General features: G+C 38.6%; 7 protein-coding genes. All 7 read left to right on the top strand.

Annotation, left to right across the window (positions count from 1 at the left end; translation table 11 throughout):
- Positions 1-801 carry a hypothetical protein gene (locus H9N25_RS11870; RefSeq protein ID WP_190329040.1) on the top strand — a complete coding sequence of 267 codons (801 nt, stop codon included), beginning with the start codon at positions 1-3 and terminating at the stop codon, positions 799-801.
- A 212-nt stretch (positions 802-1,013) separates the two neighbouring features.
- On the top strand, positions 1,014-8,837 hold the full coding sequence (locus tag H9N25_RS11865; RefSeq protein WP_190329039.1) for an RHS repeat domain-containing protein: 7,824 nt from the start codon (positions 1,014-1,016) through the stop codon (positions 8,835-8,837).
- Positions 8,838-8,854: 17 nt separating this feature from the next.
- Positions 8,855-9,487 carry a hypothetical protein gene (locus H9N25_RS11860; RefSeq protein ID WP_190329038.1) on the top strand — a complete coding sequence of 211 codons (633 nt, stop codon included), beginning with the start codon at positions 8,855-8,857 and terminating at the stop codon, positions 9,485-9,487.
- A 5-nt stretch (positions 9,488-9,492) separates the two neighbouring features.
- Positions 9,493-9,921 (top strand): hypothetical protein, encoded by a 429-nt coding sequence (locus H9N25_RS11855; RefSeq protein ID WP_190329037.1) that lies wholly within the window; start codon positions 9,493-9,495, stop codon positions 9,919-9,921.
- A gap of 712 nt (positions 9,922-10,633) precedes the next feature.
- Complete coding sequence (locus tag H9N25_RS11850) at positions 10,634-11,080, top strand: hypothetical protein (protein WP_190329036.1); 447 nt, start codon at positions 10,634-10,636, stop codon at positions 11,078-11,080.
- Position 11,081: 1 nt separating this feature from the next.
- Positions 11,082-11,837, top strand: a complete 756-nt coding sequence (locus H9N25_RS11845; RefSeq protein WP_190329035.1) for a hypothetical protein — start codon at positions 11,082-11,084, stop codon at positions 11,835-11,837.
- A gap of 557 nt (positions 11,838-12,394) precedes the next feature.
- Positions 12,395-12,880, top strand: a complete 486-nt coding sequence (locus tag H9N25_RS11840; RefSeq protein WP_190329034.1) for an endonuclease toxin domain-containing protein — start codon at positions 12,395-12,397, stop codon at positions 12,878-12,880.
- Position 12,881 lies beyond the last annotated feature (1 nt).

The following is a 12,881-nucleotide window of genomic DNA, read 5'->3' as shown; positions in this document are numbered from 1 at the left end:
ATGAAAAGAATTTATAAAAGTATATTTTTTATTGGCATTTCTGTTTTTGGCATCTGCTTAATTGCTTATGGTGGAACAAGCCTGATCAAGGGATTCACACAGCACAACGATTGGCCAACAACGGCCATCGTGCAAAAGGAGACAGATATTGATCCCAAACTGGTAGAAAAATTCACTAAGATTTCGGTAATGGTTAATCCGAGTGGCGTGAAGTTTAAAGTAACAGGAAAAATTAACATTACAAATCCTGTAGATTCTACTCAGAACCTTCACAATCTGGGTTATATATATCAAAAACAGGGTGATCAATATTATTATCAATCAGGACAAACAGAAACCATAAATGCGGATGGCCTACTCGTTTATGTTGATCATGCCCAGAAAAAGATAATGTTGGGCAAAAATAAGGGGGAGATGGCACCGCTAGTTTTTCCAGATCTATCTAACCTGATAAAGCAGTTTAAAGAGGAGAAATACCAGTTATGGGATAGGCGTACAGATAAACAATATTGGACTATTTCTCTGATAAACCCGACGCACATTACCTGCAAATTATATGAGTTAACCTACGATTCGCTTACGTTAAAGCCAAATAAGATTGTAATGCGCTTAAGTAATTTTGATGATCCCCTAAACAATAAAAAAGATAAAAAGGTCAGTTTCGAAATTATGACCGACACACAGGTAAATGCAAGTTTATTCCATGTAGGCCGCTTTGTTGAAAAAAAACAGCCACAGAGCTATGTACCCGCAGAAAAGTATAAGGATTACGAATTAATAGTACTTCCCGAGCTGCGGTAAGTTAAATGATCGACTACAATTTATAGCTATCATTTTATAAGTATTGGTATGATGAAGGATCTATTTAAGGATTATTGAGCCCGTTAAGACGGTACCAATCATTTCGAAATTTAATTTGCATTATTTCAGCTGACAGAAGCAAATCTAATTAAAGAATAAATAGGCTAAACAATTAGCTACAAAAATATTAAGTATCAGAATAAAAAAAGAATATGTTAAAAACACTTCGGTTTATTTTTGCTTTATCCTTGTTGTTGCTCCTTCAACAACATGTATTTGCTGCTGTAGAACCTTATCAAAATTTTTTGAAAGGCACAATCAAAGTCGGCGATTCGGTTTTAGTAAAGGATGAGAAATTTAAAAATCCAGCCTTTAACTGGAGCGAAATTACCAACATATCGGTACACAACGCAATTACGTTACAGATTTTAGCAGATCAAAATATTAGCCAGTCTTTCAGCTGCAAATTAAAGTTCAGGGTAGAATATTTTAGCAGCCCAACACAGGTAGAGCCAACACGTATTGATTCGGCATTTCTTTTAGTTAACTACGATAAAAAATCAGGCGCTACCTATAAAGGAACTGCCACTTATGCTTTCGAAAACGGATACTATGTAAAGGTATATGTATTGGATATTAGCAGTCCTGAATATGGCAATCAGCTTCCACCAGTTCTGCAATTAACCAATCAGATTAATATAGATCGTACTTATGCTTTTAAAAAGTACCTATTTCTAGGTATAAACGGACAAACAACTCAAGGGAGTGGTTCTGGTGGAGCTATGCAACGTTTAAGTACATCAAGTGCACCAACAAATAATAATCATCAGCTTGCATTGTCGTGGTCTCCTATTGTTGGTGCCCAAGAATACGATATAGAATGGGTACCCATAGATGAAGATGGTGAATTTGGACAAATGGCCGCTGCTCTTCATCAAGGTAATTACTATGATAATGAGCAAATTGCCCAAATGTTCCGTAATAATGCCACTAGGGTTACCACACACCAGGAAAATTATACCATTTCATTAATTTACAATTCCAAGTACATTGCCGTTAGGATGAGGCAGGTTGCCTATATGCCCGATGGGCTTAGAGATGAGGGTAATTGGTTTTATAAGAAAGAGGATGATATCTCATATGCAGTATGGGAAACCCCCTGGCATCAGCAAAATTTAAATTGGCAATACGCAGCAACTTACGCCGAAGATGGAAAGAAAAAAGAAGTAGTTAGTTATTTTGATGGTACTTTACGCAACCGGCAAACCGCTACACTTAACAATTTCGATAATGTTGCTGTAGTACAGGAAAATATTTACGATAAGTTTGGCCGTACTGCAGCAAGCATATTACCGGCGCCGTTTAAAGATGAAAATACTGCTGTTCAATACCTACACTATTTTCCAGCATTTAATAGAAACAATGCTGGTGCCAGTTACAACTTCGCTAACCTAAATATTGTAAATTGCGAAATTACGCCTGATCCGTTAAGTACTGAATATGGTGCATCTAAATACTATTCGGGTAATAACCAGTTTTTATCAACTGCGCCATATAGTCAAAAACTATATAATAAATATATTCCCAATGCAGGAGGTTATCCCATCTCGGTTACAGAGTATACACCAGATAACACCGGCAGAATAAAATCTCAGGGAGGTGTTGGTCAGGTTTTTCAACCAGGGCAAACTGAAAAACATACCACACAATATTTTTACGATAGACCAAGTCAGTGGGAGTTAGACCGATTATTTGGAAATGATGTAGGTTATGCAGATCACTATCTTAAAAATACAGTGATAGATGCAAACGGACAAACATCGGTAAGTTATGTAAATGCAGCAGGTAAAACAATCGCTACAGCATTGGCAGCTGGTACACCAGCTAATGTAGATGCTTTACCCAATAAACCTTCGTCTCAACAGGTTAATGTAGACCTCATAAATCCTAAGCAATTTGTTTTTAGTGGCAGCAATTTAAATTTAAGCGCAACCGCTACTTATAATGCAACTTTTACTGGTCCGGCTACTATCTCGTATGATGTAGAGAAACTTATCAGTAGATACCCAGGAGGAGCATTTCAGCCATATAGTAATGCCTATTATGATTTGCAGATTACTGTAAAAGACGATTGTGGAAATACCATTTATCCCACTTCGACTGTTTTACCGCCTCCAACAATAGCCATTGGATCAAAAACTTCTGACCAAACGGCTATAGGATTAGCTACTGGTAGCTTAGCCATAAATTTTAATAAGATAGGAGCATATTACATTACTTTCGATTTAAAGCTAAGCAAAGACGTAATTGAGAAATATACCAAAGCTTACGTAACAGAGGGACAGGGAAATGGTACATTAAAGAAGAAACAATTTTATGTTTTACAACAATTGGCCAAGGCCGACTTCAGCGGGTGTTTTTCTGATTGTAAAACTGCAAAAGAAAATTTAGGTTCGCAGGTTGAGTTTACCGCCATGTTTAACGCAAGACTCGATAGCCTTGGCGAACGCGATAATCTTTTAGATTACGCTACTTATATCAGCGGATTATATGCGGTACTTAATTCTTATGTAAATTCCCTGGAGACTGCATGTGCCAGCACACCAGCTTCACCTTGCGATATATACAGAAAACCAATGCTTGCCGATGTTTCTCCTGGCGGGCAATATGCACCCCTTGATGCCAATGGAAACCTAACAGAGCTTAGCATTAATGTGCTTAAAATCTATTTTAAACATGGTGTTTTTAATGATAATGATAATGTAACTGATCCAGAATATCAGGTAACCAAAGTAGATGGAAAGGTAACTACGCCTTATGCTACTGGCTTTACGCTCGAAGATTTAGTGAAATACTGGAAACCTATTTGGGCCGAGCAATTTTTACAGTACCATCCAGAACACTGCAAGCTTTTGTTCTGTGGTTTAAATGTTGCCAGTAAAATATGGGACAATAAACTTGAAGAAAAAACGGCTGCGGTAGCGGGATATAGTTATACCAATGCTTCAAATTGGTTGTTAAACAACGATCCTTTCTTTAATGGAGGATTAGGAGCAGGAGAAATCAATAATATGGCAGCCGATTTAGCTAATTACAGCAGCAATGTGTTGGCGCGCCCTTATGCGGTTAAAAATTTAAGCCAGGTAGTAGATTTTATGCTCTACTGTACCAATGGCAACACCAATACAAGCAATGATACCGATAATTGGACAAATTGTACCCCAAACAATTCTTGTCGTGTAAATGATAGAGAATGGGAAATGTACCGCAGAATGTATCTCGACCTTAAAAATAAGTATGTGGCCAAGGTAAGTAAAGCATATTGTGGCACATCCGCTTGCACGATTGGTACACCGGTTAGTTTGGCGCCACCGACTAATCCGGGTACACATACCGTGCGTGATTTAAGCGGTTATGACCAAACAGGTGAGGTAAGTTTTACTACATACGATTCGATTTATAACGGGCTGCAAGATATTATGTATGTTAGGGGAGGTACCTCTGATCCTAATTCGGTTGTTAGTAATTTTTCTATCGAAAGGCCTTTAAGTGGAGGATATGTTTATTTTACAAGAGGAACATTTCATAGCCATATTGATATTGTAAACCTGATGAGCAACAGTGCCCCTGTAAGCTACGATAATGTATGGGAGTATTATTCAGGTAATTATACCTGGTCAAATGCTGTATTTGTTGATGGTAACACATATACCAATGGAGGAACTAATGGAGGTGAATACTACAGAGATTACTTTGACTGCAGGGTTATTTTTAATCTGAATACCTGGCAACATGATCCATTGGGTAGCCTGGGAGCAGAGTATTCTAAAACCGTACGATATTATGATGATTTTTATATTTACGGCCCTAACAATTATGCATGGTATCCTAATTCGACAGTAGAGATAAGTTATGGTCTTGGTGGTACTGGCTTCCCAAATTTTCTAAACCCCAATTATATTCCAACGTCAACGCCATGCAATGTTTATTCATCAAAAATCAGCCGTTTTGATAATGTAGATTATACCATACCTACCCTGGATGATGGCCAGCAAGATACTAAGGTTCATGCTGATCTGGCGGCACAACTTACTGATGCCTGTACTGGCAATGCCGATACCTGGATGGAAAAACTGGCGCCCGGACTGGTTAATTATGCTAATTTAACCCAGCAACTAAGGGCGAATTTAATTGAATTGTGTAGCCGTGGTGGCGATTTTGAGCATCCTTTTGGTGCAAGCAGCTTTGCAGTAACAGATAATAACCCTGCCTTGATGATTAATGGTCATGCCTGCTCAAATGTTGTTGATGTAATTAAATATACTTTAGGTTTAAATGCGAATAATCCCTTTACCAATGATCTTAACCCTTGGCTATTAGATGGTTTTTATCCTAGCGAAGTAAAACAGCAGGCCACAGATATGGTTATTTCAGCTACCTCATCTGATATCTGTGATAAAATAACGGCTTTAACTAATGCAGCTAATGGTCAGCCACTTTTTACCTATCTAAAAAATACATACGGTAATGCCATGACCCTTACTCAGGGCGCGTTAGATACGCTGCTAAATGGTTGTAATAATTGTAGATATTTATTGGCGAAAGATATTCAGCTACCTGTGTTTTTGCAGCCAAAGGCAAATGGTTGCATTACCAAAGGCGAATATAATACAGCGCTGGCCGAAATGAACAGTTTGTTTACAAGCACCCCCAATACCAGCTGGAGCAATTATCCAACCATACTAACCAATTTTATGAATTACAAGTTTGGTTTTGTAATGGGTTACGATCAGTATAAATCTTTTGCCGATGATAGCAATAAAGCTATGCTTTGCAACGAACCTCCATTTGTACCCGTGCCGGAAGATGTTTTTGCCTGCGCCCGTTCCTTAATTAATGTAGCATTTAGTCAGGGTGAAGAATTATACAATGCCTACATAGCCGAAGAAAGAGCCAAATTTATAAATGCCTACATCAGCACAGCTGCTTCGGCCAAGGCAAATGTACGTTTACAGGCCGAACAACAGCTCTATCACTATACCCTGTACTACTACGATTTGGCAGGCAATCTTGTACGCACCGTGCCGCCAGAAGGTGTAGTGTTATTAGGCGATACCGAAATAAAAGAAGTAGGCCGCAATCGCGATGGCTTGGTAAATGAAAACTGTAATTACAATGGCCCTGCAACAGCATCAGATCGTAATACCGCATTAGGAAGTTTAAGTACAGCCTTGCAGGGAACAGGAAATAATGCCATCGAAATGTGGTTATATGCAGGTAATCCTGGCGCAAGGCAGTTTATTGCCACTACTCCAGATATGAAATACCTGTTACAGGCATGCCAGAATGGAAACCTGGTAAATGTTGATATTTTTACTCTAAACCAAACCGCAGCAAGCAGTGTAGCCATTACCTTAAGCAACCATGTTACGGCCGATGTAAGTAGTATAATACCACTGCAGCCCTGGAGCCATATTGTAGTTCAGGGAGCAGATTTAGCTAGGGGTGCATTACAGATCTGGATTAATGGCAAGCAATATGCAGCTGTAACAGGCGCACCAGCCGCAGGTTGTGGTTGGGCCATTAGCACCAATGGCTCAGGTAATGTGGTAATGCCCGATAATTTTGCTTTGCTAAAATATCTAAGGATATACCAGAACAGGTTAATGACGGGCGATGAAATTGCCAAAAATGCAAATAGCCCTTGTTTTGGAGTAGTAGATGTAAACAACCCCTACAACTACCGTTTCAATGTGCCAGCTCCCGGCGATCCTACTACCATTGCCGATAACAGTACACAAGAAACACAGTTTCATGGCATTTACCCTGCACATGTATTAACCACTACCTATACCTACAATGCCACTAACCAAGTAGTGCAGCAAAGTACACCTGATGGAGGTATCAGCAAATTTTGGTACGATAAATTAAGCCGTTTAACATTTAGTCAAAATGCTAAACAGCTGGATAATAACGATTACAGTTATACCCGGTACGATGAAACCCTTGGCCGTATTACTGAAGTTGGGCAGAAACATAACGGATATAGCCTGGGTGCGCCTGGTTACCTGGTAAATAGTAACGGTAAGTTTTTAGATCAGTTTGATATACTGAATATAAATTTTAGTGGTACAAACAGCCAGATTACCAATACCGTTTACGATGCCCCAAGCACCATTAGCGGTTCGGTTATAGGTTTAACACAAAATAACCTACGTAAGCGTGTAACGGCCAGCATTTACCGTGAAAATGGTAGCGATGTTAATTTTAATGCAACCTATTACAGCTACGATGTGGCCGGCAATGTAAAAACGCTGTACCAACAGGTAAAAGGATTGGGTTTAAAACGCCTCGACTACGAATACGATTTGGTAAGCGGCAAGGTAAACTTTCTGGCTTACCAGCATAACCCCGATCCATCAACTGCAGCTTTTAAAGACCGCTTTTACTATAAATATGAATACGATGCCGAAAACCGCTTAACCAAAGCCTATACCGCTACGCAGGCCAATGTATCGAGTTATGGTTTTGGCAGCACTTTAAGTGCCCCGTACCAACGCTTAAATGCCAGTTACCAATATTACCTGCATGGCCCGTTAGCCCGTATGGAGCTTGGCCCTGAGGGTGCTTTGGTACAGGGTGTAGATTATGCCTATACTTTGCAAGGCTGGCTTAAAGGGGTAAACGGAAGCACTTTAAATACCAATGATATAGGTAATGATGGAACTGACATCGCTAAAGATGCCCTGGCCTATAGCCTGGGCTACTACCAGGGAGATTATAGCCCAATTGTTGCGGGCAATGCCTTTAATTATAAACACCAGGCCAACAACGGCAATATCGCTGGCCGTAACTTTTATAACGGTAACATTAGCAACAGTACCTATGCCATAGCTGAAATAAACAATGGTGCAACAGTTGGTTATACCTATGGTTACGATCAATTAAACCGTTTAAAAAATGTAAATCAACAAGCATTAGGCGGAGTTAACGACTGGAGTTTCGATGCCGCTAACTCGGCTTTTAAAGAAAGCTTTATTTATGATGCAAACGGAAACATCTCATCGCTTAGCCGTAACAGCCAGAGCGGACCAATGGATAATCTGAGCTATCATTATAACACAGATGCCAATGGCAGATTAAAAAACAATCAATTGTTAAGTGTAACCGATACAGAAGGCATAACCAACGGAACCGATATTGGCAACAGCAACTATACTTACGATTTGATTGGCAATTTAACTGGAGACACCGGCGAAGGCATAACCAATATACAGTGGAGCGTTTATGGCAAGATTAAACAGATTACCAAAAACTCAGGAAATATAGTATATACTTACGATGCTGCCGGAAACCGCGTAAGTAAACAGGTAGGCAATGGAGCCAGCACCTTTTATGTGCGCGATGCCCAGGGCAATGCCTTAGCTGTTTATGATAATGCGGGCAATACCAGCAACTGGCGCGAACAGGATTTATATGGCAGCAGCCGTTTGGGTATGTGGAAACCAAACATTAATTTAGCGGTACAGAGCGGAGGCGATGTATGGGCAACTACAGGTAACATTACCTACGAGTTAAATAACCATTTGGGCAATACTATGGCTACCATTACCGATAAGCAGATACCGGTAAGCGGAGGTTTTAAAGCCGAAGTATTAACCGCTGGCGATTATTATGCCTTTGGTATGGCGATGAAAGGCCGCGATTTTACAAATCCAGGTGCACAAGCCTACCGTTACGGCTTTAACGGCAAGGAGAATGATGCTGAAGTAAATGGCCAACAGGATTATGGCATGCGGATTTATGATGCAAGGTTGGGTAGGTTTAGGAGTGTGGATCCGATAACTGCTGAATATCCAGAGCTGACACCTTATCAGTTTGCGAGTAATAATCCGATTGAAAATATTGATCTCGATGGATTGGAAGGTGTTCCTGCAAAATTTAATTTAGATAAAGGCACATATTCTGTTGCACAGTCCTCAACATATAAAAAACCTGCTCAGCCCATAATTAAGGCTAAGCCGCTGTTGCGATAATTAAAGAAACTATAGCAATGGCAGATATGTTTGGAAACGGTCATATTGGATATAAAAATGATGTTTTAAATAAAGTTGCTGAAATTAAACAGGATTATCGGAATCAGCTAGGAAATCTTGTAAGAAACAGTCCTACTGCAGCGGTCGCTTCCTTCTTTGGTGAAAAATACATTCCGCTTGGAGCAGCCATTGGTGGACTAAGCATGTCATTGTCAAGTCTCAAAGAGCAACCAGCATTTTTCGGGCCAAAAATCGAAATAGAAACTGAGGAGACAGCAACGATTACAAGGGTTCAAACTGAACATATTTTATCTCGTAGAATTGATGTAAATGAATCAGGAGAAGTAAAAATTGTTGGTAAAACTAAATTATACATAACAATTGATGACGCTAACCATGTTGAATATTATTACAATAAAAAGGGTGGCTCAGAAGGTGGAGCATCAATTATTTCATTCCAAGTAAAAAAAGAAGTCGCTGATGATATAAGAAAGATGGCAGTCCCACAATTACAAGCTAAATCATATCCAGATAGACCGGAGATCTCAGACCCTACAAAATCTGGAAGCGCATATGGGTTGCCTGCTAATTATATCGAAAAATTACAGAAGGGAGCTATAAAGGGAACTGGAAAAATAGAAAAACCATAACTATCATGATAGATAAAATACAGGAAAATATAGAAAATAGTTATTTGTTCGGATGTATGAAGTATAAAAATGATTTATCATTTTATTTAATGCCGATAGCTTTTTGGATATTAAATTATTCAAAATATGATCCTACATATAATCCAAAAGATTGGGATGATATATACAGAGATAATTTACTAAATGTTAGTGATGAAAACATTGAACTTTACTTACGCTCTATTGAATTAGATAAAATAGATTTAGATTCGGTAGATGTTAAGAAATACGATCTTGCGAACATATTTTTATTTTTCATCGATTTTGATTCGAAGATTTTCATTAGTTACTTTGATGATATAGATATTGAGGAATATCTTCCAGACGAAAGCTGGGTAGGTAAGTTTGATAATCCCTTAAATTATCTACCTGAAGCACTGATTTGTAAATTATGATAATGTATCCCTCACTAGCGCAAGTATTAGTTTGTGGGGTTGCAGGCCAGATGACTTGTACTTTAAAATAATCTAAGCCTGGCGTTTGTGCCGGGCTTTTTACTTTTCCAGCATTCCGAGTTTGATGAGCCTGGCTTTTATTGCGCCATAAGAGCGTCCGTGCAGTTTAGCGAGTTCGGTTATCTTTTTGCTCCTCACTAGCGCAAGTCTTAGTGTTTGGGCTAGTGGGGTGGCTGACTTGTGCCTTCATAATACTTAGTTAGTCAAAATCTTATTAAGATGTTCTTCCCTTCACTGGCGCAAGTCTTAGCGAGCGAGGCAGTGTTGCTGGCTGACTTGTGCTTTAAAGAATAATAATCTTAGCCTGGCCCTTGTGCCGGGCTTTTTACTTTTCAATTGCCCTCCCTCTGCTAGTCCGAGCGGATTGCAATTAGATAAATTGTGCTGGTGCGAGTTTTTAACTCGTACCAATAAAAAAAGCCATAGTTCTAAAATTTAGAAAGTCGCAATCCTAAACTTTCATAATTTTCGAGACACAACAATCCGGTTGAGGCAGGCTTTGTAACAGAAGATTACCATTGGAAGTATAATAGTGCAATAGATTTTTCTGAAGAAAGGGGTTTGTTAGAAATCGATATAATTTAAGTTAATTTGGATACGAGCTACAAGCTCGCACCAGCTTAGGGGAAGTGTAAATACCGCCTTTGCATTATTGGGGATATCAGAATTGAGAGGTATAGGTGCAGTTGGAAAAGCTATGTCAACAGCTGCAATATGGAGAGAGGGTAACTTTCTGCGAGGCACACTAATGGAGTATAGACTTTCGCAAACCATCTATAAAGGACTTGAACATTTGTCTGAAACAGTTTCTCCATTTTTTAGAACAATTGATTTCTATGATGAAGCTGCGCAAGTAGGTGTCAGTTTGAAAACGGTTAATGCAAAAGAAAATTTTGTATTTAAAAATATTACAGATAATATTGATGCTCTTGTTGCAGCAAAAAATGCTGGGTCAATTTCATCAAATGGCGCAGAGCGGACATTGAAAAGTGTTCGATTAGATATTGTTATCCCGAAAGGCTATGATAGACGTGTTTTAGATGATGTTGGTCGATATGCTAAAGATAAAAAAATCCCACTTAAAATATTTGAACAATAATATGCAGAGAACTATTTCATTAAATTTTAACAAAGGATCAGTAAAGGGTGACTTTTACCTGTGGCTTTTTAATAAGAAGGTAGAATTTCTACCCGATAGGTTTTCGCTAAAAAAAAGTGGAAAATCTTGGAAAGTGAAGAATTGGAAAGCAAAAGATGTTGATCAAATCTATAATATGGATTATGATGATGGACTTTTAGTTAGTGCAAATGAAAAACTATTTACAATTACTGAGACAAATACCTGTAAACCGCATCTATCTATATGGATTTCGCAAAATGACTTATCGATAGATGATGAAGATATTGATAAATTTTTGTGTTATGATGGTTTTACGTCAGCCTATTTATTCGACTCAGTTTATGAGAAAGTTCAATCAACTGTTTTTCAGGGCAACATAGAAGGCATGGGATATCCATTAGAATCCATAAAAAACACGCCCTATAAGCTAGATCCCTATACAAAAATGAAAATGTTTGATATAAGTTTTAATCCAGGCAGAAGTGTTTTAATCGGAGGGACATGGATTGTAGCCGCTTGGAAAATGTGGTTTGGGGAAAAATTTTACGATATCGTTCCTAAACAACATATCCTTAGTTTTCCAAATGCTTTCCAAATTCAAGAACTAAAAGAAGGTTTAATCTATATTCAGCTTTTTGAAAACATTGAGGAAAGCGATACTGAAAAAAACATGGCTATCCAAAAATCTTGGTTAGAGTGGATAAATATAGATGAACTCGAACGTTTATATCCATAATTCCTATGCTACCCCCTGCTAGTCCGAGCGGATTCAATTAGATAAATTGTGCTGGTGCGAGTTTTTAACTCGTACCCTTCACTGGCGCAAGTCTTAGCGAGCGAGGCAGTGTTGCTGGCTGACTTGTGCTTTAAAGAATAATAATCTTAGCCTGGCCCTTGTGCCGGGCTTTTTACTTTTCAATTGCCCCCATTCCTAGCGCAAGTCTTAGCGAGCGAGGCACTGGACCGGCTGACTTGTGCGTTTAATAATCTTAGCCTGGCCTTTTGCCGGGCTTTTTACTTTTCCAGCATTTTGAGTTTGATAAGCCTGGCTTTTATTGCGCTGCTAGTCCGAGAGGATTGCAATTAGATAAATTGTGCTGGTGCGAGTTTTTAACTCGTACCAATATAAAAAACATTCCTAGCCCTCACTGGCGCAAGTCTTAGTGCTTAGGATAAGGTGGACCGGCTGACTTGTGCTTTGAAGTTTTTAAAGAGACTTGTGTGTTCATTTAACGAAAGCACAAGTCGGGCCTTCGCTTGGGCCAGTGCGCTAAGACTTGCGCTAGAAGTGGGATGGCAATTGGAGGGGTCATAAATGATCCGTCAAATCCAGAAAGCTGGGGACATTTAGCTTCCACAGCTATTTTATATAAAGGTTTACTTAAAGAAAACCCATCAATATTTCAGTTTGAACCAAATGTTAGAGGATTTGCTTATGAAAAAATGAAAGGTGGCAATTTACCAAATAATTTCCCAACAATTGATAAACTTTATGGTAACGAAGTAACCAGTATAAAATCAATCGATCTCAAATCAAAATCCTATAAATCAGGAAAGCTTTTGTATAATACCCTAAAAAAATATGTAGATGCATTAGAAAAATTTAAATCTGGTCAAGCAGGTGGCAAAAGTATAACACCTATGGATTATAATTCTAAAAGTTTAGATGTTGGTTACCAAAATGGAGTTGCAACAAAATCACAATTAGAAATATTTAATCAAATAAAAGAATATGGTAAGGAGAAAAATATTAATGTTGAATTTAATAAAGTAAAATAGA

This window comes from Pedobacter riviphilus, from assembly GCF_014692875.1.
In the GTDB taxonomy this organism is placed as follows: Bacteria; Bacteroidota; Bacteroidia; order Sphingobacteriales; family Sphingobacteriaceae; genus Pedobacter; species Pedobacter riviphilus.
The sequence above is the reverse complement of the archived record's forward strand: the minus strand, read 5'-3'. Positions and strand labels throughout refer to the sequence as shown.

Excerpts from the sequence above, each read along its gene's own strand:
- H9N25_RS11855 (WP_190329037.1), top strand. The coding sequence starts at position 9,493 with ATGATAGATAAAATACAGGAAAATATAGAAAATAGTTATTTGTTCGGA.
- H9N25_RS11870 (WP_190329040.1), top strand. The coding sequence starts at position 1 with ATGAAAAGAATTTATAAAAGTATATTTTTTATTGGCATTTCTGTTTTT.
- H9N25_RS11840 (WP_190329034.1), top strand. The coding sequence starts at position 12,395 with ATGGCAATTGGAGGGGTCATAAATGATCCGTCAAATCCAGAAAGCTGG.
- H9N25_RS11860 (WP_190329038.1), top strand. The coding sequence starts at position 8,855 with ATGGCAGATATGTTTGGAAACGGTCATATTGGATATAAAAATGATGTT.
- H9N25_RS11865 (WP_190329039.1), top strand. The coding sequence starts at position 1,014 with ATGTTAAAAACACTTCGGTTTATTTTTGCTTTATCCTTGTTGTTGCTC.
- H9N25_RS11845 (WP_190329035.1), top strand. The coding sequence starts at position 11,082 with ATGCAGAGAACTATTTCATTAAATTTTAACAAAGGATCAGTAAAGGGT.